Origin of the sequence: Blautia sp. OF03-13, from assembly GCF_003460685.1 — a bacterium.
Classification (GTDB): domain Bacteria; phylum Bacillota; class Clostridia; order Lachnospirales; family Lachnospiraceae; genus Fusicatenibacter; species Fusicatenibacter saccharivorans.
Genome location: NZ_QTVR01000004.1, coordinates 81376 through 106320 on the forward strand (window position 1 = coordinate 81376; position 24945 = coordinate 106320).

The following is a 24945-nucleotide window of genomic DNA, read 5'->3' on the forward strand; positions in this document are numbered from 1 at the left end:
CCATGGAAGAAATCAGTCCGAACAACATTCTGAAAGTCAGCCATATTTCTGCCTCCTATCAGGAGGGAAAGCAGAGAAAAACGGTGCTTCATGATATCTCTTTCGAGCTTCATGAAAATGAAATTCTCGGTCTCGTCGGAGAGAGCGGATGCGGAAAATCGACACTCTCCAAAGTGATCTTAGGATTTATCCGCCCAGATGAAGGCGAAATAATTTCGCAGGTCGACCATCCGCAGATGATTTTCCAGGATCCGTTTTCCTCCCTGAATCCGGCGAAGAAAATCTCCTGGATTTTAGAGGAGCCGCTTCGGATGCAGAAAGTTCCGAAAGAAGAACGAAAAAAACGGGTTCTTGCGATGGCCGAAAGAGTCGGCCTCTCCGCAGAGCACCTGAAACGCCGCCCGCATGAGCTCTCCGGCGGCCAGCGCCAGAGAGTCAGCATCGCGGCCGCACTGATCCAGGGCTCACGCCTGATCCTTGCCGACGAACCGGTTTCCGCTCTCGATGTGACGATTCAGAAGCAGATCATGGAGCTGATGGTTCAGCTTCAGGAGGAGCTTCAGCTCTCGATTCTCTTTATCTCGCATGACCTCAACGTGATCTATCAGATGTGCGACCGGGTTCTCGTGATGAAAGAAGGCCGGATTGTGGAGAACGCGGAGACGGAAGAACTGTTTGCGCATCCGCAGAATGATTATACAAAGGAGCTTCTGGCGGCATCACCGGAGCTGTAGTTTTATTTCCAGCATTCTCTAAACACCCGAAGTACATTCTTGGAAAAGACCTTCTCGATCTCTTCATCGGTGAAACCGTCGTGGCTCATCACATCTGCGAGATGCTGCATATGCGCGGTGTCCGGCACATCCGTTTCACCGCTGAAACCGTCAAAATCGGTTCCAAGGCCGATGATGTCGATGCCGCCGACGTTGCGCAGATATTTCATATGGCGTACCATATCCATCGTCGATGCCTTTTTCGCCGCCGGCTCCTCGCGCAGAAACGACGGACAGAAATTGATACCGGTGACGCCGCCACGCTCTGCGAGCTGACGAATCATTTCATCCGAAAGGTTTCGCAGATGGAAGCACGCACCGCGCGCATTGGAATGAGATGCAATGACCGGACCTCTCGTATGTGCAAAAACGTCGCGGATTCCGGCATCATTTAAGTGCGATAAATCGATCACTATGCCGAGCCGCTCCATCTCCTCGACAAAGGTAATACCGGTCGGCGTCAGCCCGTTTTCAAGATCCGGAAGATATGGCTTTTCCTCTTCCTGCGCCGGGTTTGGGAATCCGAGTTCATTCGGAAAGTTCCAGGTCAGCGTGGAAATCCGCACACCGAGATCGTACAGTGTGTGCAGTTTTTCGATACTGCCTTCGTAAACACCACCCTCTTCGACGGTCATCACCGCACCTATTTTTCCTTCCTTCTGTACCTGCATCAGATCCGCATACGTTTTGATCTGACAAATGCGGTCCGGATACCGTTCCACCTCTGATTTCCAGAGATCAGCCAGCTTTCTCACATGCTCAAACGGTGTTTCGTCTTTCAGTCCCTTCAGGAACGTAAACAGAGAAAAGCACTGGCAGAGGCTGCCGCCCTTTTCCAGCTTATCCAGATTGATCTGAAGATCCGCATCCGCAAGATGCTCCTGTTTTTCCTTCCACTGCAGCGCCGGGATGGTGTCGCAGTGCATATCAATTACCTGAAACATGGCAATAATCCTCTTTTCTGTTTTTTCTCTATTCTATCATATTTCGCTGCATTCCTTCACAAAAACTGGAAGAAAACGTAAAAAACCGCCTGGCTCATGGTAAACCCATAAGGCTAGAGAAAATATATCTTTCCGGAATTGCAAAAAATTTGGGGGTTCCGCGTTTTTCTCGAAAAAAACTTGCAAATCTCGTCTGAGATGATATACTTTTTGCATTGTGTTACTTTATGAAAGCACTGATCTTCCAAAAAAGTGCTTCTGCTTATGAAAAAGAAAGAGGTATCTATGCTCCAACTGATTGAAACCATCAACAATGCCGTGAACAATTTTATCTGGGGTGTTCCGGCTATGATCTGCATTTTCGGTGTCGGCCTTTACCTGAGTCTGCGCACCCGTTTTCTCCAGATTCGAAAATTCCCGTATGCGATCCGCACAACGCTCGGAAGAATGTTCCGCAAACGAGATGCTTCCGATGGCGCAATTACACCGTTCCAGGCGGTCTGTACAGCACTTGCCGCCACGGTCGGTACCGGTAATATTGCCGGTGTTGCCGGCGCTATCGCTATCGGCGGACCCGGTGCCGTGTTCTGGATGTGGGTTTCCGCCCTGCTCGGCATGTGTACGAAATTTGCCGAGGTAACACTGGCTGTTTTCTATCACGAGAAAAACGCCAACGGGGAACTCGTCGGCGGACCGATGTATTACATCAAAAACGGTCTCAGCAAAAAATGGCATTTTCTGGCTTATCTTTTCGCTGCTTTCGGTGTACTGACTGTGTTCGGAACCGGAAATGCAACGCAGGTCAACACCATCACAACCGCAGTCAACTCCGCACTGATGAATTACCATGTGATCTCAAAGGACGCGATCCCGACCTCCAACCTGATTCAGGGTATCATCATTGCGGTACTCGTAGCGCTGATCCTGCTTGGCGGTGTCAAACGGATCGCACAGGTAACAGAAAAGCTCGTTCCGTTTATGGCTCTGTTTTATATTGTCCTTGCCATCGGTGTAATTTTGCTGAATCTCAACCGGATTCCGTCTGTTTTCGTATCGATCCTTGAGGGCGCTTTCCGTCCCTCTGCTGTTACAGGTGGTATCGTCGGAAGCATGCTCATGAGTGTGAAAAAAGGTGTGTCCCGCGGTATTTTCTCAAACGAGGCAGGTCTTGGTACCGGTTCGATCGCGCACGCCTGTGCCGACACAAAAAAGCCGGTCAAACAGGGTATGTTCGGTATCTTTGAGGTATTTACTGATACGATTGTAATCTGTACCTTAACTGCACTTGTTATTCTCTGCAGCGGTACTTCCATCACCTACGGACAGGCTGCCGGCGCAGAGCTGACCATCAGCGGTTTTACCCTTACATACGGAAACTGGGTTTCGCTGCTCACCGCGTTCGCGATGTGCTGCTTCGCCTTTTCCACGATTCTCGGATGGGGACTTTACGGTGCACGCTGCATCGAGTTTTTATTCTCCGAAAGAATCACAAAATATTTTATGGCCGCCTATGCGCTGGTTGCCATCCTTGGCGCTACCGCAAACCTCGGCCTGATGTGGAGCATTGCCGAGACCTTCAACGGTCTCATGGCGATCCCGAACCTGATTGCGCTCTTCCTGCTTTCGGGCAAGGTTGTGGAGCTTACAAAGGAATACTTTTCCGGAGAAGGCAAAACCCGGTAAAATTTCTTTTCTCGCGGCGCATTCCCTTCTTCTGTAAGAAAATCATGTAAATTCGCCTTTTCCCTTGACAATCAGGTTGCTACCCCTTACACTGTTAAAAGTTTATAACATGTTTACCAAAGAGGGAAAACCGGGAGGAACTTTTGAATGGAAAAATGGAATGAAGTAAAACTGGTGCCGGAGTTTTCGGAACAGGGCGTGGACTGCTACCGCCTCGCAGGCGGCGATTATGAGAACGAATACTATGTCGTTTCCGAAGCAGAGACAAGAAAGCTTCTGAACACACCGGAGGTTGTCGGATATGAGGTTTATCACTGCCTGATTCCGTCTACTTCACAGATGCTTTATTATTTTAAAGAGCAGGGAAAGGTAACCGCAGCCAACATCCTTTCCATCCTGCGCGGCGCTTTGAATTATCCGCTGGAGGAAAGCTGCTACCGTGAGCACATTCGTGTACATGACATCAGTTTTCTGTCAAGTGAGCGCGTCTTTAAAGAGGAAGAAATCGCAGGGCTGGAAATCAAATACAGCAAGCTGACGATGGTTCCGGGAAGTACACTTCTGATCGGCGATATCATCGCAACGGGTGAGACGCTGATCCACTGCCTGCGCTACGTAACCGATTTCTACCGTGAGCACGGTGCTTCCCTTCGTAACATTATCATCTTTACGATCGGCGGCACAACCGGAATCAAAATCCTGGAACGTCTCACAAAAGAAATCCGCGAGTTCTGGCCGGAGTTTGAAGGCTTTATCACCGTATATTACGAAGGAATCTTCAGCACCTATCAGGACAAGGGCGTATCCGGAATCAATCTGCCGGATGTCGATTTCTACTGGAAAGACGGTATCATTGCACCGGAGTTCCGAAGAGAAACGCTTTCCATGCGCGATCCGCTGTTTGAAAAATGCATCATCTACGATGGCGGTGCAAGACGCTATGAAATCCATGAGCATGTCGAGGAGGTTCTCGATTTCTGGAATAAAATGCTGGAGAGAGCCGACCGGATCGACTTCACCAGACTGCTCGAGGAGAAGCTCGGCTGCCCGCTTGACGCATCCTACGAAGAGTGGATTCACATCAATCACTACGAAGAAATCGATGAACGTGTGGCCAAATGGCTGTACCGCCAGGAAAAAGGCTATATTGCAAGCCTTGGCGATGCTACCCTGAAAGAAATTGCGGCTGAACGAATTGAAGAGTTTACCGCAGCACTTCGCAAATACATGCTGTAACAAAAAACCATTTCTTACGGTTCGCTGAATTTCGGCGAACCGTAATCACAGTTTTCAGGAGATATTATGGAAAAAGAAAAGAAAGTAAAAGATGTTGACTTCGCGGACAGCGCGGTTCCGGCTTCTGCCCGGAAAAATGTAGTAACCATGTTTATGATCATGCTTGGCTTCACCTTCTTCTCGGCAAGCATGTGGGTCGGCCAGCAGCTCGCTGACGGCCTCGATTTCTGGGGCTTTTTGGGATCACTGATCCTTGGTGGAATCATTCTTGGTATTTATACCGGTCTGCTCGGCTACGTCGGTGCAAAAACCGGTCTGTCACTTGATCTTTTGTCCCAGAGAGCCTTTGGCGAAAAAGGTTCCTATCTGCCGTCAGCCATGACCAGCTTTACGCAGATCGGATGGTTTGGTGTCGGTCTTGCCATGTTTGCAATTCCGGTTTCCAAGGAGCTGCTCGGCGGAAGCACTGCGGCACAGTGGGGACTTGTTATTCTTGCCGGCGTCTGCATGACCGCCTCTGCCTATTTTGGTATTGAATCTCTGACCATCGTCAGCTATATCGCTGTACCAAGTGTTGCCATTCTCGGAACGATCGCCATGGTCATGGCCGTAATGAGAGGCGACGGAACGATCATCGATCAGTTTGCCAAATCCAGCGGATCTCTGACTATCATCGGCGGTGCCGGTCTTGTCATCGGCTCCTTCGTTTCCGGCGGAACCGCAACCCCGAACTTCGCACGTTTTGCAAAGGACGGAAAAGCGGGTGCCATCACCACGGTTGTGGCCTTCTTCATCGGAAACTCCCTGATGTTCTTCTTCGGTGCCGTTTCCTCGATCTTTGTCGGCGGAAACGATATCTTCGAGGTTATGGTCCGCCTGAACCTGTTCTACCTGGCTGTTCTCGTTCTCGGTCTTAATATCTGGACTACAAATGACAACGCTCTGTACACCGCAGGTCTTGGTCTTGCCAACATCTTCCATCAGAGGAAAAAACCGATGGTTCTCCTTTCCGGTATCATCGGAACGGTTGCCTCCGTATGGCTGTACTACAACTTCTGCGGCTGGCTCAACATTCTGAACTGTACCCTGCCGCCGGTCGGCATGATTCTGGTGCTCGCCTACTTCATGAACAAAGAGGACTTTGAAGCCGATCAGCCGAAGCTTAAAACCGTAGACTGGTTTGCGGTTGCCGGTGTCATTCTCGGTGCCATTGTTGCGAACCTCTTACACTGGGGCATCGCTTCCATCAACGGTATGGTTGTTGCCGCTGTATGCTACTGTGTCGGACAGGCCGTAAACAAAAGAAAATAAGCAAAATCGTCCTGAATATGTTCCTGTATCTTATCTCCGGAACATGTTCAGGGCTTTTTATTTTTTCGGATTCGCGTTATAATATATGCATAACTCTGCATAGTTATAATTTTCGAAACGAAAGGAAACTGCCCGGATGATCCATTCCACCGTATCTGCTCCCAAAGGAGAAAAAACAAAATACCGTCTTGCCGAATCCATGAAGGAGTGCATGAAATCAACCCCTGTCGAAGAGATCACCGTGCGCCAGATCTGTGAAATCTGCGGTGTTACCCGCCAGACCTTCTATCGTAATTTTCTCGACAAATACGATCTGATCAACTGGTACTTTGATAAATTACTGACAAAATCCTTCGAACATATGGGGCGCGGAACGACCGTTTTTGACAGTCTGGAAAAGAAATTTACCTATATTCAGAAAGAAAAAGCTTTTTTCGCCGCTGCCTTCCGCTACGACAAGCAGAATTCTCTGCGTGAGCACGATTTTGACCTGATTCTCGCGTTCTACGAAAATCTGATTCACGAAAAAAGCGGCAGTCCGGTTTCACCGGAAATGCATTTTCTTCTCGAAATGTACTGTCAGGGTTCCATCACCATGACCGTAAAATGGGTGCTTACCGGCATGGATCTGACACCTTCCGAGTTTGCAGCTCTTCTCGTCCGGGCAATGCCGGAAGACTTAAAAAAACTGTTCCGGAATCTGCAGCTGCTCTCTTAGAGCGCGTGTCAAAGTGGGGCTTGCAGATTGCGGAAATGGTTTTTCAGACACGCTCTGGTTATTTTTCACAAATTTTGTTCTGTTGTTTTTGTCACAATGGCGATTTTTTTTAAAGTGTTACACTTCGCTTCTTCTGTCACTTTCTTTTTCCCTTCCGGATTTGTTAATATAATAACAAGTTCAGTAAAACCATTTATTCATTTTAGAAGGGAGTTTTTCAATCATGGCAAATCGTATTAATTTAAATGCAACCTCTTATCACGGAGCAGGCGCTATTGCCGAGATCGCAAATGAAGCAAAGGCACACGGCTTCAAGAAAGCTTTCGTATGCTCTGACCCGGATCTGATTAAATTCAACGTTACTTCCAAAGTAACCGATATTCTGACCGCAAACGGACTCGACTATGAGCTTTACAGCGATATCAAGCCAAACCCGACCATCGAAAACGTAAAACACGGCGTAGAAGCTTTCAAGGCATCCGGCGCTGACTATCTGATCGCCATCGGCGGCGGTTCTTCTATGGATACCTCCAAAGCAATCGGTATCATCATCGCAAACCCGGAGTTTGAGGATGTCAGAAGCCTTGAAGGCACTGCACCGACCAAAAATCCATGCGTACCGATCATCGCTGTTCCGACCACAGCCGGTACTGCTGCAGAGGTTACCATCAACTACGTTATCACAGACGTTGAAAGAAAACGTAAATTCGTATGCGTTGACCCGCACGATATGCCAATCATCGCAGTTGTTGACCCGGATATGATGTCCTCCATGCCAAAAGGACTGACCGCTTCTACCGGTATGGACGCTCTGACCCACGCAATCGAGGGTTACACCACAAAAGCTGCATGGGAAATGACTGACATGTTCCATCTCAAAGCCATCGAACTCATCTCCAAATCTCTGCGCGGTGCTGTCGCAAACACCAAAGAGGGACGCGAAGGAATGGCTCTTGGCCAGTACATCGCAGGTATGGGCTTCTCCAACGTAGGTCTTGGAATCGCTCACTCCATGGCACACACCCTTGGTGCTGTTTATGATACCCCACACGGTGTTGCATGTGCCATGATGCTTCCGATCGTTATGGAATACAACCAGGAGTGCACCGGTGAGAAATACCGTGAAATCGCACGTGCCATGGGCGTTGCAGGTGTAGACGAAATGTCTCAGGAAGAGTACAGAAAAGCAGCGATTGATGCTGTTAAGAAGCTGTCCGCAGACGTTGGAATCCCATCTGTTCTCGAGGCAGTCAAAGAAGAAGATCTGCAGTTCCTTGCAGATTCCGCACACGCAGATGCCTGCGCACCGGGCAACCCGAAGGATGCAAGCGTAGAAGATCTGAAGGATCTGTTCCGCAAAATCATGGCGTAACGAACACAATTCGTTTCCCACATGCGAAGCGGATATTCGCAATCCGCTTCGCTACTTGCTCATAACTGAATAACTGCTCCGCAGTTTATCAGAAGGAGCTTGCACTCCTCCTGATACAAGCAAGTCCCCACCCACTGCTTATTGCTTTTCGCAATGGAAGCAGGGGACTTACTTGATTCGGCTAAATCACCCCGGAAAACAGAAATTTTTATCCTGTTTCGGGGTGATTTCTCTTTTTATTCTACTGTATTTCCGTCTGCATCCACAGTCACAGTATTGACCGTTGCATTATCGAGAACCATATTGATCATGCGCTCCATCATGATATTGCGCACTACCGTATCTTCCCCGTAATAGTCATTGGCTGCTTTCAGGAAATCTTCCTGCGACATATTGGCATTGGCTGCCTCGTCGTTTAAGATCTGCTGGTAATCCTGGTCATCTGTAGTCCAGCCTTCTGCCTCTTTTACGGCATCCAGAAGAAGGGCACTTTTTGCCATCGTTCCTGCATACGTTGCTTTCTCCTGATTGTAGGTTGCTCTGTCCGCATACTGCTCCAGATAGTCGTCCAGGGAAATGCCGTAATTCTGAAGATAAGTGGTATACCGTTTATCGTAATCCTCTTCGCCAAGGGTGATATAGGATTTCGGAATTTTGTGAAACGTACAGCCGTCTGCCATCTGCTGCATCGCGTCATTCTGCAAATTATTTTCCGCTGTCGTCTCATTTGCAGCCTCCAGCTCTGCGCGTTTTCCGGCACGGTATTCCTCCACAGTGCTGTAATCTGTATTTTTTGCTACCCATGCATCATCGAGCTCCCATCCGTCAATGTTTTCTGCCGGGCGGGTAAACGCATTTACCGTAACGGTAAACACAACATCTTTTCCTGCCAGATCGGTACTCTGATAGCTGTCAGGGAATTTCAGGTTCAGATCCTTTGTCTCCCCTGTTTTCATTCCAATGACACCATCCTCAAATCCATCGATGAAGGTACCGGATCCGATCACCAGATTGTAGGAATCGCTGCTTCCGCCGTCAAACTCCTTGCCATCAACTTTGCCAACATAGGCAATATCGGCGGTGTCGCCTTTTTGTACGGTGGCATCCGGATCGTCCATGGTGACAGCTGTCTCTGCCATAATGGCCGTCTGCACGTCATCATCCGTTACCTGCTCTACTTTCTTTTCCAGTGTAAACTTTTTGTAATCTCCAAGCGTTACACACTCTGCAGGATCAACTTCCTCATCGACAACCGGAATCCCGTCTACATCACTCGGGGAAGCGTATTCCTCAGAAGCTGTGCTGTCGGACGATGTGCTGCCTGCGCTCGACGCATCGGATGCTGAGGAAGCGCTTGTGCTGCTTGCGCTTGATACGGAACTGCTGCTTGTTGTATTGTTTTTTCCACATCCGCTCACACTGGCTGCTCCCAGTGTCATGAGCAGAAGCATGACTGCTGCTTTTCTTTTCATTCTTGAATTTTCCTCCATACTACGCCGTTCCCGGCGCGTTGTAAATCTCATTTTACCATACTTGTCTGGTAAAAAAAAGGCTGGGGCTCCGATTTTAGAAATTCTTATGATTTTCGACCGTAAAATCGCCTGGATTGCGCTAAAATGTGTTTGCGTTTTGCCGAAATCAATGTTAGAATGTTCATAGACTGGCATTGTATGTTCCGATGCCCACATTATTTTTTGCAGAGGAGGAATAGAGGGATGAAACCCTGGATTATCGTATTAATCGTATTAGCTGTCATCGCTGTCATCCTTGGTCTGCTGTATTACTTCGGTAAAAAAGCACAGACAAAACAGGCCGCACAGCAGGAACAAATGGAGGCCATGAAACAGACTGTCTCCATGTTGATCATAGATAAGAAAAAGCTTCGCATGAAAGATTCCGGACTCCCACAGATGGTCATTGACCAGACACCGAAAATGATGCGTCGCGCAAAACTGCCGATCGTCAAAGCAAAAGTCGGTCCGAGAATCATGACCCTGATCTGCGACGCTGCTATCTTCGATCAGATCCCGGTGAAAAAAGAAGTCAAGGCTACCGTAAGCGGTATCTATATCACCGGAGTTCGCGGCATCCGCGGTTCTTTAGAGCAGCCGGCAAAGAAAAACGGCTTCTGGCAGAAAATGCTCCGCAAGGCACGCGGCGAGGAAAAATAAAATTTCATCTGAAGCAAAAAGAAACACGCTTTGCGTGTTTCTTTTTGCTTTCGCGGCAGTCGCCAAGGTCTCGTGCAAGCCCGGACTTTGGCTCGTTGCTCGCGAAAATACCCGAGTTGAATAATTTTCATTCTTCCCGGGTATTTTTTTATAAATTCAGTTTTCCGCCTTCCCGCGGTCTTACCTCGATATCGATTACGCAGTCCCCCACGTAGCTGTCGTTGATGTCGAGCGCGTATTCTGCCTTCAGTAAAATCTGATCCGGCGTCTCTTTCATTCTGACCTTCGTCGCCGCAACTCCCATGTTGATCATGCCATATGGCGTATGATAAAACGAAATGTTCTTTTTATCCTCCTCAAAAATCATATGGACATCAATGAGGCCGCGCTTGCGCACCTCGAGGGCGTTTTCCGTAAATTTGATCATGTTGTGCGTCATCATGTCAAAGCCTTCGGTTGCCTCGTCGTAGATCAGAAAGTGATGGCCGTTTTTCTTGTAGTACGAACCCGTCGTCATAACCTCCACCGGTTCTTGTTCGCCGGATTCCTCATCCATCAGATACTGCAGTCCGCGGATGCTGATGAGTACGTCTTTTTCCATCCTTTTCTGGTGTTCCTCTCTCTTTTCTGTATGTCGTTTTTAATAGTTTTCAATCTGTACCTGTTTCGTATCGCTGATCTGCTCCGGCAGAACGGAATGTGCGAAGGCATTGAACCGCTCCACGCCGTCGCTTGCGAAGAACTGGTATTTCTGACGGCCCAGCTCATCGTTTCCCGGATTCTCCAGATCCAGCTCCCGCAGCAGTCTGCGCAGTGCCTGTGAGGTTTCGTATGCCGGGTTGACGAGTGTTACTTTTTCTCCGACTACTTTCCGCAGCAGAGAACGCAGCAGCGGATAGTGGGTGCATCCCATAATCAGCGTGTCGATGTCTTTATCCAGAATCTCTGCCAGATAGCGGCGCGCCACTTCCTCGGTGATCGGATCTTTTGTCCAGCCCTCTTCCACGAGCGGCACGAACAGCGGACACGGTTTTCCGTAAACGGTGATCGCCGGATCTGCCTCGGTAATGAGCTGCTGGTAGAGGCCGCTCTGAATAGTGCTCTCGGTTGCGATGACGCCGACACGCTTGTTCTGCGTCGTCTCGACGGCCATCTGTGCGCCCGGTTTTACCACGCCGATGATCGGGAGATCAATCTCTTTTTCGATCGTATCGAGTGCCAGCGCACTTGCGGTGTTGCAGGCGATGACGATTGCCTTGACCTGCTGGGTTTCCAGAAAGTGTACGATCTGGCGGGAATAACGGATGACGGTATTTTTCGATTTGGAACCGTACGGCACACGCGCGGTATCTCCAAAATATACGATTCGTTCGTCGGGCAGGTTTCGCATAATCTCACGCACTACGGTCAGTCCGCCGACACCGGAATCAAAGACGCCGATCGGCGCCTGTCTGTCTGCTTTCATACTTTCCTCCATTTTTCATCCGGCATTACTTTTTTGTCATGCCGAATGGGGTTCATTTCTATATTTAATATATCTGAATTTTTACATTTCTTTTTTCATTTCACGACCCTAGTTAAAATAGGTCGCTGATACATTATTTTAACCCGAATGGAGGAATATTGCAATCATTTCTCTTGAAAGTCTTTCGAAAAATCCGCCTAACGCCAGAAAAACCGGAACGAAATCCAGTCACTTTTCAGGATTTCGCGGTAGGCGGCGTCACTCAACAGATTCTGCAGCGGAATCCGGCTTTTTTCGACTTTTTCTGCACTTTCGCCGTCCTCGTTTACGGGGCGCAGGGCATCCGAAAAGCAGATGGACGGGTACAGCATGCACCACCAGTTGTGCCCTTTGGCTCTGCCGATGTTGATCTGAAGAGCGTCGTACGTTCCGGCGGGGAGAATATAATTGCCCGTTTCTTTTTCCTCAAAACTGGCTTTTCCGTACGTTACGGTGATATCGTCAGTACTGCCTCCTGCGCGCAGCGTCTGAAGGGCGGCGGCACGGATGGAGGGCTCGTTTTCACGCAGGATTTCTTCGGTTTCTGCTTTTGTTTCGGCTCCGTGCAGGATCGTCTGCAGTTCTTCGGCAACGGCATCGCGTACCTGAAGCTTGATCTGCTGGTCGGAGGCGCAGTCGCTGTTGGCTCTTACGTGAAAGCGCACGATCTTTGCAGCGACTTCCTGCTGCAGACGGGACTCGCGGAGAAGATTGGCGGTTCCGGAAAGGATCAGCGCCGCAATGCAGACGGGGAGCCAGCGGCGGCAGAAAATTTGAAATGCCGCCTGGAATTGACTTCTATACTGGTTCCCAAATGTATTTCGGGGCTGCGCCTGCCTGTCCCTGGATTTCTTCTGTGTCTGATTTTGATTCCGTTTCCGGCTCTGTACTTTTTTCTCATTCATATGCTGCCTCCTGTTTTTTTCCAGTTTTGCCGGATTTCAAAACTTTTATACACAGACACTCACTACCCGCTCCGATATTCCATACACTTTAAACCTTTTACGGCGCTTTCGGAATCCACAGAATGCTCCTTTCGTTTTCCCACGCATAGCACAAGTCCGCCAGTGTCACCGCCTCTTTTCTTTTCACCCGGTTGTCATAAATTCCGCACAGGTACTCACCGACGGACTCCACCTGTTTTCCGTTCTGCTCCATGATATCTTCTGGTTTTTCTGCGTGAAACAGATAGGCACTGTGCCCAAGCGCACGGTCCTGTTCCAGGTACTTCAACAGTTCTTCCATCCGTCCCCGGTCACTGAGCAGTGCATCGGAAAATACAATCGCCTGGACGTGTCCGGTGTCGAGATCATATTCCTCTGTGCTGTCATATTGCTGCGCAATCTCCTCAAACGTCTCCGCTTCAAAGAACAGCGATGCGGGGTCCTCGTCGGTTCCCTCCTCCTGCTCATCCTTTCCCTGGCCGGTCACCACCGCAAGATTCGCAGGCGCATACCAGACGCGCCATTTACCGCCAGCCGTCTCCTTTTCTCCGCCGCTCTCACTGACCGCCGTCCCGGTTTCTTCCCCAGTTTCACTGTTTTCCGGCGCAGTCGCCTCTTCCGACACATAATCAAAGGCAACCGCCAGTGGATACAGCCGCTTTTCCGGCTCTACTGCCCCGCAGGATGACAGGAAAATCATACTGCCCAGCGCCAGACACACAAGCCGCAGTTTTTTCATATGCTTCTGGCAGAAGCCGAGCAGCACCGTGATGGCAAGAAAAAACGGAAAGTAACCGTATCGGACCGACCAGCCGCTTTCCGCGCATGACAGCAGCCATATAAAAAGCACTGTACCGATCCGTACATAGAGATTCTGCGGTTTCCACAGTCCCGTCTTCTCTCCGATCAGCGATACGTAAAACAGCAGACTTCCCAGTGTGAACAGCAGTCCCATCAAAAGAAATGCCATCCACAGAATATCAAACCGCTCCAGAAATCCACCCGGCAGGCTCGTTCCTGCCATTAACAGTAAGAGCGGGTCCTGCGCCGCAGCCGTGCCGCGCCGGCCGAAAACGCCGAGCAGCGCCATGCTTCCTGCAATTACAAGAAGCCCCGTTTTCCAGATACTCTGCGTCACCGGAAGAATGACACTCCTGTGCTCTTTCTGCACATGCCCCAGTAAAAACGGCAGCAGCGCAATCGGTGTTCCATTTTCCAGTGTTCTCCACACATTCCACCCAAAAAGTATTCCGTTATCCACAATTTCAACAGACTTTGCTGTCTTCCAGGCATCCTCAAACGAGGAAAAATGCATCTGCGGAACCGTCAGCAGAAGCAGAATCAAAATCCCGCCCACAATCCACGGATAGAGTGCTTCCGCCAGCCGTCCTCTTTTCTGTACTTCACTGCCGACACCAAACCCGGCCGCCGCGAGCAGAAACAGTCCGCAGAGCTCCTGCGGTACACCCGCTGTCAGATACGCGGCGGCAAGCTCCGCCATTCTGCGAAGCAGTGTTCCGCCGAGGAAAAGCAGATAACACAGATGCATCACTGCCAGAAGGAGTTTCCCAGCCTTTCCTATCACGCTTTCCAGGCGGCAGTAAAGCCCGCCAAGGCGCACGAGATAAATGCACCACACCGCCAGCAGCCCATATCCAACGAAAATCCCTGCCATACCGGGCAGGCCGTCCGATGCGCCGTACGCCGCGAGCTGCCAGAACGCCGGGCAGAGCAGAACGAGCACGATCTGGCGTTCCATCTGGCGCTGTGAAATTCTGTCATTTTCCGAAAACATGCGTCACTCTCCCCTTTCCTGTTTTTCTTCCGGCTCCGCAGCTTTTCTGTTTTTCCGCAGCCGCACTCTCTGATCGCGCTTTGTAAAGACCGGCCGCTCCCGCATCTGATGCAGCGGGGGCCGCCATACGGAATCCTTCGGCGCATGGTAGCCCGCAAGTCCTTTCCCGACAAACGGCATCAGATAGGGAATACCAAAACTCATAAGCCCGGCGAGATGACCTGCGAGAAGAAACGTGCCGAGCGCCATGCCGAAAATGCCGAGCCATCCGCCGAGCAAAATGAAGCCGAATTTCAGCAGCCGGAACGGCGCACCGAACTCTTCGTTCGGAATCGCCAGCGAACAGAGCGCCGAAACCGCAACCACAACGACGGTCATCGGGCTTACCAGATTGGCGGAAACCGCTGCATCTCCGATGATCAGTCCGCCCACAATTCCGATCGTCCCGCCAAGCGGCCCCGGCATGCGCACACCGGCCTCGCGAATCAGTTCAAAAGCAAATTCCATCAGAAGAATTTCCAGAATGCCGGGGAACGGAACGCCTTTCCGCGCTTCGGCGAACGCCAGCAGGAGTTTGGTCGGAAGCACCTGTGTGTGAAAGCCCGTGACAGCCAGGTATCCGCCCGAAATCCACAGGGTGAGAAAGACCGCCGCATACCGCAGCAGCCGCTCAAATGAGACGAGCAGAAAATGATGATACCGGTCCTCACTGACCTTTAAAAAGCTGTCAAATGATGCCGGGAAGAGAATCCCGACCGGGGAATTATCACATAAAAGCAGGATTCTTCCGTCCAGAATCTCCATCGCCGCGCGGTCCGGCCGTTCGGTCGTCTCGAAGCGCGGGAACGGCGATTTCCACTGCGGTTCGCAGAGCTGCTCGACCATGCCGCTGTCAAAAACGCCGTCCACTTCCCAGCCGGCAATCTGCTGTTTTACCTCTTCCAGAAATTTCGGATAAATCAGCTCTTTCTCATACACCAGAGCCAGAACCGTATCAGAACGCGCACCAAAATGTATCTCCTCCACTTTCAGATCGGTGGTCCGCAGACGCTTGCGGACGAGTGCCGTGTTGGTTTTGACGGAATCGGAAAAGCCCTCGTTTGAGCCGCGCAGCACTTTTTCGGACTCCGCTTTTTGCACTCCTAAATTTGGATAACCCTTCGATCCGATCTTGACTGCACGGTCATAATGATCCACAAAAAGAATTGCATTTCCCGCAAGCATGGAAGCGAACGCAGCTTCCATAGTGTCAAATTCCAGTGCGTCCGAAATTCCGAGCTGATTTTCCGAGAGAACCCCCGGGATATCTGCCTCGGGAACCTCCATCAGACGGTTCAACAGCTTCCCGATCACGGAATCCTTCAACATAACGCAGCTCACCGCCACTTCTACGTAGATCAGCAGCGCACCGGTTCCGCCCGTTTTGCCGAGTTTCATCGGGCGGATCTGAATATCATCGCAATTTTCACACCATGTACGGATCACGCTTTCATTTTCCGCCAGTGTGAGTGAAATCTGCGTCTTCTCTTTTTCCATGCCTGCGTCCCTCCTTCTCCTCCTTTTGAAAGCTTCCGAAAAACCATCTGGAGAAATATACTCTGCAAAATTCCATAAAAAAACATTCTGTCACGATTTTTTTACTCTGTAACAGAATGTTCCTTTTTCGAAATTTTATACGCTTTTATTTTTCTTCTACACCCGTCATGCTCTGGTGATGTACGGTCTGCATAATACTCTCCTGCTGTCGCTCGATATGCTCGCGGATCATCTTCTGTGCGCCTGCAAGATCCCGATTTTTCATACGTTCATAGAGGGCATCGTGCTCCTCGACCAGGGAACGTCGGGATTTTACATCCTTTAAATATTCAATCCGGTAACGGTACATTTGCTCCCGCAGATTGTTCAGCAGCTGAATCAGGCGCTCGTTGTTCGTCGCCTGATAAATCACATCATGGAATGCCACATCTGCCTGTGCAAGCTTCTGCAGATCATCCGTCTCTGTTGTCTCCAGCATTTGTTCAAAGCTGCGCGATGCCTGATAAAGCTTCTGCAGTTCGCTCTCTGTAATCCGCTGACACGCCAGTTTTACCGCCAGCTCCTCGAGTCCGAGCCGCACCTCCAGCACGTCGTTCAGGTCTTTTTCCGTGATCTGTGCTACCTGCGCACCCTTCCGCGGCACCATGATTACAAGGCCATCCAATTCCAGCATGCGAATCGCCTCGCGGATCGGGGTACGCGAAACGCCGAGCTGATTTGCCAGCCGGATCTCCATCAGCCGTTCACCCGGCTTTAACTCCCCGCGCAGAATCGCCTGGCGCAGCGTGCGGAACACGACATCGCGGAGCGGAAGGTACTGATAATCCTCCATCTGCAGGTCTAACTCATTTTTTGCCATACTTTGTACCTCCCGGTTTTGATACAGTAGTCAGGAATGTCTGTTTCGACAGTCCGCTTATTTTTAACTGATCGCGGGCAAATTCTGCCTTGTCCGGATCGTCGAAAATGCCGAATACGGTCGGGCCGCTGCCGCTCATCATCGCATTGACCGCACCGTTTTTCATCATCTGTGCCTTGATCTCATCGATCACCGGATACGCCGGACACGTCACGGATTCCAGCACATTTGCCATGCGGTCCGTGATGCCGTACAGGTCATGATTTCGGATCGCCTCTACCATGCCGTCGATATCCGGATGCTCCGTCACCTCATCAAGATGCAGGTTTCCATAGACAAATTTCGTCGAAACATTGATGCCCGGTTTTCCGATCAGCACGTAGCACATCGGTACGCCGGGAAGGGATGTCAGCTTTTCGCCGATTCCTTCTGCCAGCGCCGTACCGCGCATCACACAGTACGGAACATCCGCTCCGATCTGCACACCCCGCTCCATCAGCTGGCGTTTGGTCAGACCAAGCTGAAACATGCGGTTAATTCCTACCAGTGCTGCTGCCGCATCCGAGCTTCCGCCCGCCATGCCGGCCGCTACCGGGATAAATTTTGTCAGGTTCATATCGACACCCTGACGGATATCGAATTCATCCATCAGAATCTTTGCCGCTTTGTATACGAGATTTCCGTCATTACACGGAAGGAACGGCAGATTGGTTGTCAGCCTTATGCCGGGTTCTTTGCTCTCCTTTATTTCCAGCTGATCGTACATCTGGATCGTCTGCATTACCATGCGGACTTCATGGTAACCATCCTCTCTTTTTCCGGTCACATCAAGACCAAGATTTATTTTTGCAAGCGCACGCAGTTTCATCGTAGGCACCACCTTCGGTAATGTTTTTTGTATACATAGATATTAATGGATTTTTCTTCTATTTTCAAGCGTTATCTTCTGTTTTTGTACATAATTTTATACAATTCAGTTCAACAGACTTAGAAACGCAGGCGTAAGCAGTGGCTGCGTGAAACGAACAAGAACAAAATAAGAGTTTACGAACCTGTCGAAACTTGCTATAATTTTCATCAGATATCAGGGGCAAAAGATCAAAAAGCCGGTGCAAGCTCGCTTGCAAGAGGATTTTTGATCTCTTGACCCCAACATTTTTGCCAGATGCCAGAGCATGTCTGAAAAAACCTTTTCGTAAGCTGCGAATCTCAGATTACGGAAAATTTTCTCAAACACGCTCTAGAGCGTGTCTGAAAAAGGCTTTTCGCAAGCTGCGAGTCCCAGTTTGTGGGAGATTTTGTCCGAATGAGGGCGGCGTAGCGGGCTACGGCAACCGAATGAGGGCAAAATATACCATAAAGTGGGGCTTGCAGATTGCGGAAATGATTTTTCAGACATGCTCTAGCTTCTGCGAAGGAAAAGGAAGTAGCTTTTTATGAGTTCACAAAGATCTTATTCATTTTCCCGCCAGGTTCTGGTCAACGGAATCCGCGATGGCATTCCGATCGGGCTTGGCTATTTTGCGGTCTCGTTTTCGCTCGGCATTGCAGCGCGTAAGGCAGGTCTTAGTCCTTTTCAGGGCTTTCTCGCCAGTCTTTTCAACAATGCTTCCGCCGGAGAATACGCTGCCTTTACACTGATTGCCGCCAACGCAGGCTATCTGCAGGTCGCTATCATTACGCTCATCGCCAATGCGCGGTATCTTCTGATGAGCTGTGCGCTTGCCCAGCGCTTTTCGCCGGACACGCCGTTTTTCCACCGTTTTCTCATTGGTTACGATGTAACGGATGAACTGTTTGGCATCACAATCGCGCGCCCGGGCTGGCTGAATCCGTATTATACATACGGTGCCATTCTCGTCGCTGCTCCCGCGTGGTCGATCGGCACGGCTCTTGGCATTATTGCCGGAAATCTGCTGCCGCTGCGCGCTGTCAGTGCCTTAAGCGTGGCGCTGTACGGCATGTTCCTTGCAATCATCATTCCCCCGGCGCGAAAGAGCCGTGTGGTAGCGGGTCTTGTTGCCGTCAGCTTTTTCTTAAGCTTTATCTGCAGCTATCTCCCGGGCATCTCCACTCTCTCCGACGGAACCAGAACGATTCTGCTCACCGTTCTGATTTCCTGCGCCGGAGCTATCCTGTTCCCGGTAAAGACAGAGGAGGAAAATGCTGATGTACAATAATTATATCTATATCGCCGTCATGGCCCTGGTTTCCTACACCATCCGGATTCTGCCGCTGACGCTGATCCGGAAGCCGATTAAAAATCAGTTTATTCAGTCGTTTCTGTACTACGTTCCATACGTGACGCTGTCAGTCATGACCTTCCCGGCGATTGTCCATGCAACACAGAGCCCTGTTTCCGGCGCACTCGCGCTTGTCGTCGGCATCGCAGCCGCATGGTTCGGTGCAAACCTGTTTCAGGTTTCGGTGGCATGCTGTGCCGTGGTGTTTGTGATTGAATTATTTTTGTAATAGAAATGAGCCGCCCTGTGGGAACAATCCTTTTCCCCGGGGCGGCCCGTTTTGTATGTATTACTTTTCTGTTTCTGTTTTTCTGAAATGATAAACGCTGACCGAAGCCGCCGGCAGTGCAATCTGGAAGGAGTCTTTTTCCCGTGCAGGTGCTTTTCCTTCTTTGCAACGGACTCGGTTCGGATGTTTCGCATCATTGTAGTTCTGCGGATCTTTGGAGTACAGTGTTTTGGCCTCAACAAATTCCGGACACTGTTTAAATTTCAATTCGATTTTCTTTGATTCGCTGTAGCTTGTATTTACGAGGTTGACGTAGATATCATCATTTTTGATCGAAGCAAAGATGCAGACCTCAGGATCTTTGTTCTTTTCCTCAAAGCCAAGCGTATACGCACCCTGATGCACCTGATACATATCGAACACATCGTAGTTTGGTGTCAGAATACAATGCTCACCATCCGTCAGGAACAGGGAATTCAGGACATTGACAGACTGTGCTACACATGCCATGCGCACATCCCCGGTATTGCGGTGGAAGATGTCGAGCGTCAGTGCAGTTGTAACGGCATCGCGCATCGTACACTGCTGATACAGCGCCGGGCGCGCATTAAATGCACTGCTGTGCCAGTTGCCCCACTCGCCGACAATCAGTTCACATTTTCTCGGTGCCGCCTGGAACGGACCCTCCGGTTTCGGAAGTGCCTCAAGACCAGCGTCTATCAGGCGGCGCTGCTCGTGAATGACATTTTCCAGCTCTTTGCATCCATTGATCACATCATACCACTGTTTTTCATCAAACTTTTTCTCTGTCTGAAGCTGTTTCAGATTCCAGTTGTAAAAATGGAGATCATAGCCGTAAAGCGATGGCATACGGTATTTTCCCATTTCCTTGAAAAAGTCTTTCGTCCACACAACACGCTCTTTTGGCTTGTTGCCATCCGGACCGCTGGCAATGCATTTTGGCGGAAATGCCTGATCGCCCGGTCCAAAGGATGGACAGGACGATGTAAATTTCCGATATTCATCCGCATACATCTGTGGCGTCATTTTTCCGCCGCCATCCCAGACTTCATTTCCAATACCCCAGTATTCTACCTGAAACGGCGCTTCGTGTCCGTTTACCTTCCGCTCTCTGGTAAGTGTTGTGGATTCTCGCCTGTTGCAGTATTCCATCCATTCACGCATCTCTGCCGGAGAACCTGTCATCATGTTGATATTAAACCATGGCTTTGCGCCGATCATTTCACAGAATTCCATCATCTCGTGCGTACCGAACTGATTCGGATCAGTTTCAAATGTACCAAAATTTTCATTATAAGTAACCGGCCTGTTCTCTCTTGGTCCGATACCGTTTCTCCAGTGGTAAACATCCGCATAGCATCCGCCCGGCCAGCGGATCACCGGCGGATGCAGCTTTTGAAACGCATCCACAAGATCTTTGCGGATTCCATGATAATTCGGAATCTCCGAATCCTCACCGACCCAGATGCCATCGTAAATACAAGAACCAAGAAATTCTATAAAGTGTCCCTGCAGCTCCGGGTAAATATAGTTCTCTCCGATTAATTTTCGAAACGTAATTTTTTGCATACAGACTTCCTCCCCTGTAAGAAATTCAGCACCACAAAGCGCGAATTACTGCGTCACAGATTTTTATCATACTCTGGTACGCCTTCCCATCGGCTCCTTGTAATTCGCGCTCTGCAATACTGCCTTTTGCGTATTATTTTGGGTCTTTGCTATATATTTCAGTATAGGACATGTCGAAAAAAAATACAACGTGTTGCCGGAAAATCCCAACGTGTGTCCGCAAAGTCAGTCTTGTAGCCTGGGAAGATGCAATTCTATGCTTGACATCTGATATTATCAGTGATATATCATTAGTATAACCAGATAGTATGCAAAACTTATTGTTTATCCGGATAAAAAACACACAGGAGAACTTCAATGGATCAGAAATTATACAACAGTTATGTAAAGATTTTAAAGAACGAACTTGTTCCGGCCCTCGGATGTACCGAACCGATTGCGATTGCCTATGCGGCTGCGAAAGCACACGAGGTACTCGGACAGATGCCGGAGAAGATTGAACTTTGCTGCAGCGGAAATATTATCAAAAATGTAAAAGGCGTTAAGGTTCCAAATTCCAACGGACTGAAGGGAATTGATGTTGCGGCAACACTCGGTGTTGTCGGCGGACGGGCAGATCGTGAGCTTGAGGTTCTTGAGGACGTAACCGAAGCAGACATCGAAAAGACAAAAGAGCTGGTACAGCAGGGATTCTGCACCTGTACGTTAAAGGAAGGTGTAGAAAATCTCTATATCGTTGCAAAAGTCATTGCCGGGGAACATAGTGCGGAGGTTACCATTGTCAACCGCCATACATTAATTTCACGCATTGTAAAAGACGGTGAAGTACTCTACCAGATTGCCGCACATGAGGACTCTCCGGAATATGTAGATAAAAGCGTGCTGAATGTCAAAGACATTCTCGAATTTGCCGATACAGTAAGAATCGAAGATGTCAAAGACATTCTTGACCGTCAGATCACCATGAACTCTGCGATTTCCGATGAAGGCCTGAATCATCCGTACGGAGCACAGGTAGGCCGCACCCTTCTGAATGATTATGGCAATGACGTTAAAATCCGTGCCCGTGCCCGCGCAGCTGCCGGTTCCGATGCACGTATGAGCGGCTGTTCCCTTCCGGTTGTCATCAATTCCGGCAGTGGAAACCAGGGTATGACCGTTTCTCTTCCTGTTATTGAATTTGCAAAAGAATGGAATGTTTCTCAGGATAAACTGTACCGCGCACTCGTTGTCAGCAATCTGATCGCCGTTCATCAGAAAAAATATATTGGTAGCCTTTCCGCTTACTGCGGTGCCGTCAGCGCAGGCTGCGGCGCAGGAGCTGCCATCACCTATCTTTCCGGCGGATCGTATGAGGATGTCAGCCTGACCATCGTCAACACCATCGGAAATGTCGGCGGTATCGTCTGCGACGGAGCAAAATCCTCCTGTGCAGCAAAAATCGCATCCGCTGTTGATGCCGCAATTCTGGCTCATTACATGGGCCAGCACCACAGAAGCTTCCAGCCGGGAGAAGGTATCGTGCGGGAAGATGTCGAGGATACGATCAAGAGTATGGGATACATCGGAAGAGTCGGCATGAAAGATACCGATACGGAGATCCTGAATATTATGATCGATCGTGTGGATATTGACGAAGTTTGTAAATGACAAAAGTATTACGCTTGACAGCCATCTGGGCAGACTTGCACAGATGGCTTTTTTATGTTGCTCTTTCTATCCACCCTTAAAACCGCTACGATGCCCTCATCCGGGCAAAATCTCCCGTAAATTGTGACACACATTTTGCGGAAAACCTTTTTAACAGACTTTTTCAAACAGGCTTTGATTTTGATTTGAAAAAACGGAGGTTCTGCATTATGATGAATTACAAGGAATCTATGTACTGGCTTTACCGCTTCCGAAAAGCTATGGTGTCTTCCTTGTGACGGATTCTGTAAAATAAACAGGAAGCAGAAAGAGAGTATCTATGAAAGTATTAGTCTTCGGTTCTTTAAATATTGATTACGTCTACTCCGTCAATCATTTTGTCCGGCCAGGTGAAACGCTTTCGGCGGATGACCGGCAGATTTTCAGCGGCGGAAAAGGGCTGAACCAGGCGATTGCTTTTGCAAACTATGGTCTGGAAACGTGGCATGCCGGCGCTGTTGGGGCGGAGGATTCTGCTCCGCTGCTGGAAACGCTGAAAGATGCTGGTGTTCACACGGATCTTGTTCTGAAAAAAGAAGGATCATCGGGACACACGATCATTCAGAATACACCGGAAGGTGAAAACTGTATTATCCTCTTCGGCGGTGCAAATCAGGCCATTACTAAAGCGGATGTGGATCATATATTAACCTTCGCTGAACCGGGCGACTATCTGGTCCTGCAGAATGAGATCAGTGAGATCCCTTATCTTATGAACTGCGCGTACGAAAAAGGCATGCACATTGTGCTGAACCCCTCACCCGTCAATGCAAAGATTTTCCAGATGCCGCTCGAAAAGGCCGAATATCTGATTCTGAACGAAATTGAGGCCGCTGCAATTTTAAAAGAAACGGGTGCTGCCCTTGCTGAAAACGCGGATGGCACTGCTCTGCTGAACGGACTGGTTCACAAATTTCCGGATAGCAAAATTGTGCTCACCCTCGGCAAAGAAGGTTCCATGTATGGCTATCACACCAAACGCTGCGCACAGGGCATTTTCCCGGTAAAAACCGTTGATACCACAGCGGCAGGCGATACCTTTACCGGATACTTTGTCGGTGAAATCATAAACGGAAAAACACCGGAAGAAGCACTCAAGACTGCCGCCATGGCATCTGCGATTGCGGTAGGGAAAAAGGGCGCCAGCACATCTATTCCGACGCTTGCGGAAGTCAGGGACTCTTTATAAAAGATTCAGAAAATCGGCGTAGCAAACATACTACAAATATGATATAGTATTCGCACGAAACAAGATCAGTATACCAAGATATTCATATCCGTTCGCATCTTTCCGATCCTGAACTGGGCCGCACCTCCATCGCCGAGGAAATCCACATGAACCTGGACTACCTGTCCCACATTTTCAGTACGAAAACAGGAGCGTCGCTCAGCAGCTACATTATGGATGAACGCATGGCAGCCGCAAAACGCCTGCTTGCCACCACAAGCTTCTCCCCCCAGCAAATCTGTGACCAGATCGGAATCGCAAACGTTTCCTACTTTTACCGGCAGTTCAAGAAAAGCAGCGGGGTGACACCGCAGCAGTATCGGGAGAAGCATTTTCATGGATAATCACGAGCACCGGAGCGTGCCTGAAAAAGGTCTCCAGCGCGCAAAAAAACAGAGTGTATTGGGATTTTTCGTTCCCATGCACTCTGTTTCATTTCTTACCCGCAAAAATCCGCCAGATCCTCTTTCAGATAATTCTGCGTCTTCTCCAGATCTTTCTCCCGGATGCTCTGCATAATATCGTTATGATGCGCAATGTCCAGTGCCGGGTTTACGTTGGACCAGGTCTGCCAGTAAAACTGGGCGTAAGCGCGTTTTAAGACGTTCATGGTGCGTTCAAGCTCCTGATATGCGTAAGCATTGCCGGAGAAGGAAATCATCTTCAGATGGAATGCTGTATTTGCCTCCCAGTGATCCCAGACGCTGTCGGTGCTCTGCTTGCATCTCTCGTCGATTTCGGCGAGCTCCGCCAGGTTTTCTTCGGTGATGTTTCCGATCGACTGACGAAGGTATCCGCCCTCAAGAACGAGACGGAAATCCAGGATATTCTGTGCCTCCTCGCGGGATACGCTGACGACCTGATAGCCGAAGCGCGGGAAGCTGCGGAGAATTCCCTCGTTGCAGAGCGTCACCAGTGCTTCACGGATTGGCGTCTTGCTGCAACCGAATTTCTGCACAAGCTCCTGCTCATTGATAATCTGGTTCGGTTTATATTCATCGGTAAAAATGCCGTTCAAAATGGCCTGGTATACCATGTTTTTGAGACTTTCCTGCTGTTTCTTCATCCGGAAAAACTCCTCACTTTTCATATTCTCGGCGCCGCAAAAATGTGCTTCCGG

Annotated in this window: 26 protein-coding genes and 2 pseudogenes; 15 read left to right on the forward strand and 13 right to left on the reverse strand. The window is 49.6% G+C overall.

Translation table 11 applies throughout. From position 1 onward, the window contains the following. The first annotated feature begins 2 nt into the window (after nucleotides 1-2). A complete protein-coding gene (locus DXA55_RS04145; protein ID WP_117510043.1) occupies nucleotides 3-734 on the forward strand; it encodes an ABC transporter ATP-binding protein in 732 nt (243 codons plus the stop codon). Between the two features lie 2 nt (nucleotides 735-736). Here DXA55_RS04145 and DXA55_RS04150 read toward each other — a convergent pair whose 3' ends face one another. Continuing rightward, a complete protein-coding gene (locus DXA55_RS04150) occupies nucleotides 737-1717 on the reverse strand; it encodes a dipeptidase (protein WP_117813085.1) in 981 nt (326 codons plus the stop codon). 285 nt (nucleotides 1718-2002) lie between these two features. Between DXA55_RS04150 and DXA55_RS04155 the strand changes: the two genes are divergently transcribed. The 6 genes from DXA55_RS04155 to fucO all read left to right on the forward strand — a co-directional run bounded on the left by DXA55_RS04155 (nucleotide 2003) and on the right by fucO (nucleotide 8037). After that, on the forward strand, nucleotides 2003-3400 hold the full coding sequence (locus DXA55_RS04155; protein WP_117762264.1) for an alanine/glycine:cation symporter family protein: 1398 nt from the start codon (nucleotides 2003-2005) through the stop codon (nucleotides 3398-3400). 147 nt (nucleotides 3401-3547) lie between these two features. Beyond that, nucleotides 3548-4636: a hypothetical protein gene (locus DXA55_RS04160; RefSeq protein ID WP_117813086.1), complete on the forward strand. Its 1089-nt coding sequence runs from the start codon at nucleotides 3548-3550 to the stop codon at nucleotides 4634-4636. 66 nt (nucleotides 4637-4702) lie between these two features. Further along, nucleotides 4703-5947 (forward strand): cytosine permease, encoded by a 1245-nt coding sequence (gene codB, locus DXA55_RS04165; RefSeq protein WP_117813087.1) that lies wholly within the window; start codon nucleotides 4703-4705, stop codon nucleotides 5945-5947. A 136-nt stretch (nucleotides 5948-6083) separates the two neighbouring features. Next, entirely contained in the window at nucleotides 6084-6665 is a 582-nt protein-coding gene (locus DXA55_RS04170; protein WP_117813088.1) for a TetR/AcrR family transcriptional regulator C-terminal domain-containing protein, read from the forward strand. 5 nt (nucleotides 6666-6670) lie between these two features. Next, nucleotides 6671-6778: a DUF6783 domain-containing protein gene (locus DXA55_RS19495; RefSeq protein WP_368249169.1), complete on the forward strand. Its 108-nt coding sequence runs from the start codon at nucleotides 6671-6673 to the stop codon at nucleotides 6776-6778. A gap of 110 nt (nucleotides 6779-6888) precedes the next feature. After that, nucleotides 6889-8037: a lactaldehyde reductase gene (gene fucO / locus DXA55_RS04175; protein ID WP_022462806.1), complete on the forward strand. Its 1149-nt coding sequence runs from the start codon at nucleotides 6889-6891 to the stop codon at nucleotides 8035-8037. 236 nt (nucleotides 8038-8273) lie between these two features. Here the strand turns inward: fucO and tig are convergent, their stop codons facing one another. Beyond that, complete coding sequence (gene tig / locus DXA55_RS04180) at nucleotides 8274-9509, reverse strand: trigger factor (protein WP_158565030.1); 1236 nt, start codon at nucleotides 9507-9509, stop codon at nucleotides 8274-8276. A 243-nt stretch (nucleotides 9510-9752) separates the two neighbouring features. Here tig and DXA55_RS04185 point away from each other — a divergent pair, with 243 nt between their 5' ends. Continuing rightward, entirely contained in the window at nucleotides 9753-10208 is a 456-nt protein-coding gene (locus DXA55_RS04185; protein ID WP_117510035.1) for a hypothetical protein, read from the forward strand. Nucleotides 10209-10356: 148 nt separating this feature from the next. Here DXA55_RS04185 and DXA55_RS04190 read toward each other — a convergent pair whose 3' ends face one another. The 8 genes from DXA55_RS04190 to DXA55_RS19160 all read right to left on the reverse strand — a co-directional run bounded on the left by DXA55_RS04190 (nucleotide 10357) and on the right by DXA55_RS19160 (nucleotide 18199). Further along, on the reverse strand, nucleotides 10357-10809 hold the full coding sequence (locus tag DXA55_RS04190) for a DUF1934 domain-containing protein (protein WP_022462143.1): 453 nt from the start codon (nucleotides 10807-10809) through the stop codon (nucleotides 10357-10359). Nucleotides 10810-10848: 39 nt separating this feature from the next. Further along, nucleotides 10849-11673, reverse strand: coding sequence for a glutamate racemase (gene murI, locus DXA55_RS04195; RefSeq protein ID WP_055221779.1), 825 nt, complete (start codon nucleotides 11671-11673; stop codon nucleotides 10849-10851). 197 nt (nucleotides 11674-11870) lie between these two features. Further along, a complete protein-coding gene (gene spoIIR, locus DXA55_RS04200) occupies nucleotides 11871-12617 on the reverse strand; it encodes a stage II sporulation protein R (protein ID WP_117762086.1) in 747 nt (248 codons plus the stop codon). Nucleotides 12618-12714: 97 nt separating this feature from the next. Further along, entirely contained in the window at nucleotides 12715-14451 is a 1737-nt protein-coding gene (locus tag DXA55_RS04205) for a GerAB/ArcD/ProY family transporter (RefSeq protein ID WP_117813090.1), read from the reverse strand. A gap of 3 nt (nucleotides 14452-14454) precedes the next feature. After that, entirely contained in the window at nucleotides 14455-15987 is a 1533-nt protein-coding gene (locus tag DXA55_RS04210; protein WP_117813091.1) for a spore germination protein, read from the reverse strand. A gap of 145 nt (nucleotides 15988-16132) precedes the next feature. After that, the gene (locus tag DXA55_RS04215) at nucleotides 16133-16846 is read right to left on the reverse strand and encodes a GntR family transcriptional regulator (RefSeq protein ID WP_055221789.1); all 714 of its coding nucleotides are present in this window, start codon (nucleotides 16844-16846) and stop codon (nucleotides 16133-16135) included. Further along, nucleotides 16833-17714 carry a 4-(cytidine 5'-diphospho)-2-C-methyl-D-erythritol kinase gene (gene ispE, locus DXA55_RS04220; protein ID WP_117813092.1) on the reverse strand — a complete coding sequence of 294 codons (882 nt, stop codon included), beginning with the start codon at nucleotides 17712-17714 and terminating at the stop codon, nucleotides 16833-16835. The genes DXA55_RS04215 and ispE overlap by 14 nt, the downstream gene beginning before the upstream one ends. Before the next feature lie 341 nt (nucleotides 17715-18055). Then, nucleotides 18056-18199, reverse strand: coding sequence for a DUF6783 domain-containing protein (locus tag DXA55_RS19160; protein ID WP_319638357.1), 144 nt, complete (start codon nucleotides 18197-18199; stop codon nucleotides 18056-18058). Here DXA55_RS19160 and DXA55_RS19165 point away from each other — a divergent pair. From DXA55_RS19165 to DXA55_RS04235, 3 genes and pseudogenes are all read left to right on the forward strand, one after another. Next, nucleotides 18158-18286: pseudogene (locus DXA55_RS19165) on the forward strand (DUF6783 domain-containing protein); the annotation flags it as partial. The gene DXA55_RS19160 and the pseudogene DXA55_RS19165 sit on opposite strands and share 42 nt — an antisense overlap. Beyond that, nucleotides 18283-19026 (forward strand): AzlC family ABC transporter permease, encoded by a 744-nt coding sequence (locus DXA55_RS04230; RefSeq protein WP_022462149.1) that lies wholly within the window; start codon nucleotides 18283-18285, stop codon nucleotides 19024-19026. The pseudogene DXA55_RS19165 and the gene DXA55_RS04230, both read left to right, overlap by 4 nt. After that, nucleotides 19016-19318, forward strand: coding sequence for an AzlD domain-containing protein (locus DXA55_RS04235; protein ID WP_022462150.1), 303 nt, complete (start codon nucleotides 19016-19018; stop codon nucleotides 19316-19318). Before DXA55_RS04230 ends, DXA55_RS04235 begins: the two co-directional genes overlap by 11 nt. 60 nt (nucleotides 19319-19378) lie before the next feature. Here DXA55_RS04235 and DXA55_RS04240 read toward each other — a convergent pair whose 3' ends face one another. Then, entirely contained in the window at nucleotides 19379-20908 is a 1530-nt protein-coding gene (locus tag DXA55_RS04240) for an alpha-N-arabinofuranosidase (protein WP_117813093.1), read from the reverse strand. A 357-nt stretch (nucleotides 20909-21265) separates the two neighbouring features. Here DXA55_RS04240 and DXA55_RS04245 point away from each other — a divergent pair, with 357 nt between their 5' ends. Then, nucleotides 21266-22558, forward strand: coding sequence for an L-cysteine desulfidase family protein (locus DXA55_RS04245; RefSeq protein WP_117813094.1), 1293 nt, complete (start codon nucleotides 21266-21268; stop codon nucleotides 22556-22558). An 8-nt stretch (nucleotides 22559-22566) separates the two neighbouring features. Here the strand turns inward: DXA55_RS04245 and DXA55_RS19500 are convergent, their stop codons facing one another. Further along, nucleotides 22567-22725 carry a DUF6783 domain-containing protein gene (locus DXA55_RS19500; protein WP_416388260.1) on the reverse strand — a complete coding sequence of 53 codons (159 nt, stop codon included), beginning with the start codon at nucleotides 22723-22725 and terminating at the stop codon, nucleotides 22567-22569. Between DXA55_RS19500 and DXA55_RS19505 the strand changes: the two are divergent. The 3 genes and pseudogenes from DXA55_RS19505 to DXA55_RS04255 all read left to right on the forward strand — a co-directional run. After that, nucleotides 22651-22836, forward strand: a pseudogene (locus tag DXA55_RS19505) (DUF6783 domain-containing protein); the annotation flags it as partial. The gene DXA55_RS19500 and the pseudogene DXA55_RS19505 sit on opposite strands and share 75 nt — an antisense overlap. Before the next feature lie 41 nt (nucleotides 22837-22877). After that, nucleotides 22878-23786 carry a ribokinase gene (locus tag DXA55_RS04250; protein WP_055221798.1) on the forward strand — a complete coding sequence of 303 codons (909 nt, stop codon included), beginning with the start codon at nucleotides 22878-22880 and terminating at the stop codon, nucleotides 23784-23786. 140 nt (nucleotides 23787-23926) lie between these two features. After that, the gene (locus DXA55_RS04255; protein WP_278309011.1) at nucleotides 23927-24169 is read left to right on the forward strand and encodes a helix-turn-helix transcriptional regulator; all 243 of its coding nucleotides are present in this window, start codon (nucleotides 23927-23929) and stop codon (nucleotides 24167-24169) included. 95 nt (nucleotides 24170-24264) lie between these two features. Here DXA55_RS04255 and DXA55_RS04260 read toward each other — a convergent pair whose 3' ends face one another. After that, entirely contained in the window at nucleotides 24265-24891 is a 627-nt protein-coding gene (locus DXA55_RS04260) for a GntR family transcriptional regulator (protein WP_055221835.1), read from the reverse strand. Nucleotides 24892-24945: the final 54 nt, after the last annotated feature.

Coding starts and splice junctions, on each gene's coding strand:
- ispE (WP_117813092.1), bottom strand. CDS start 17,714: ATGAAACTGCGTGCGCTTGCAAAAATAAATCTTGGTCTTGATGTGACC.
- fucO (WP_022462806.1), top strand. CDS start 6,889: ATGGCAAATCGTATTAATTTAAATGCAACCTCTTATCACGGAGCAGGC.
- DXA55_RS04185 (WP_117510035.1), top strand. CDS start 9,753: ATGAAACCCTGGATTATCGTATTAATCGTATTAGCTGTCATCGCTGTC.
- DXA55_RS04145 (WP_117510043.1), top strand. CDS start 3: ATGGAAGAAATCAGTCCGAACAACATTCTGAAAGTCAGCCATATTTCT.
- codB (WP_117813087.1), top strand. CDS start 4,703: ATGGAAAAAGAAAAGAAAGTAAAAGATGTTGACTTCGCGGACAGCGCG.
- DXA55_RS04215 (WP_055221789.1), bottom strand. CDS start 16,846: ATGGCAAAAAATGAGTTAGACCTGCAGATGGAGGATTATCAGTACCTT.
- DXA55_RS04240 (WP_117813093.1), bottom strand. CDS start 20,908: ATGCAAAAAATTACGTTTCGAAAATTAATCGGAGAGAACTATATTTAC.
- tig (WP_158565030.1), bottom strand. CDS start 9,509: ATGAAAAGAAAAGCAGCAGTCATGCTTCTGCTCATGACACTGGGAGCA.
- DXA55_RS04250 (WP_055221798.1), top strand. CDS start 22,878: ATGAAAGTATTAGTCTTCGGTTCTTTAAATATTGATTACGTCTACTCC.
- DXA55_RS04150 (WP_117813085.1), bottom strand. CDS start 1,717: ATGTTTCAGGTAATTGATATGCACTGCGACACCATCCCGGCGCTGCAG.
- DXA55_RS04230 (WP_022462149.1), top strand. CDS start 18,283: ATGAGTTCACAAAGATCTTATTCATTTTCCCGCCAGGTTCTGGTCAAC.
- DXA55_RS04235 (WP_022462150.1), top strand. CDS start 19,016: ATGTACAATAATTATATCTATATCGCCGTCATGGCCCTGGTTTCCTAC.
- DXA55_RS04170 (WP_117813088.1), top strand. CDS start 6,084: ATGATCCATTCCACCGTATCTGCTCCCAAAGGAGAAAAAACAAAATAC.
- DXA55_RS04205 (WP_117813090.1), bottom strand. CDS start 14,451: ATGTTTTCGGAAAATGACAGAATTTCACAGCGCCAGATGGAACGCCAG.
- DXA55_RS04210 (WP_117813091.1), bottom strand. CDS start 15,987: ATGGAAAAAGAGAAGACGCAGATTTCACTCACACTGGCGGAAAATGAA.
- DXA55_RS04245 (WP_117813094.1), top strand. CDS start 21,266: ATGGATCAGAAATTATACAACAGTTATGTAAAGATTTTAAAGAACGAA.
- DXA55_RS04190 (WP_022462143.1), bottom strand. CDS start 10,809: ATGGAAAAAGACGTACTCATCAGCATCCGCGGACTGCAGTATCTGATG.
- murI (WP_055221779.1), bottom strand. CDS start 11,673: ATGAAAGCAGACAGACAGGCGCCGATCGGCGTCTTTGATTCCGGTGTC.
- DXA55_RS04155 (WP_117762264.1), top strand. CDS start 2,003: ATGCTCCAACTGATTGAAACCATCAACAATGCCGTGAACAATTTTATC.
- DXA55_RS04160 (WP_117813086.1), top strand. CDS start 3,548: ATGGAAAAATGGAATGAAGTAAAACTGGTGCCGGAGTTTTCGGAACAG.
- DXA55_RS04260 (WP_055221835.1), bottom strand. CDS start 24,891: ATGAAGAAACAGCAGGAAAGTCTCAAAAACATGGTATACCAGGCCATT.
- spoIIR (WP_117762086.1), bottom strand. CDS start 12,617: ATGAATGAGAAAAAAGTACAGAGCCGGAAACGGAATCAAAATCAGACA.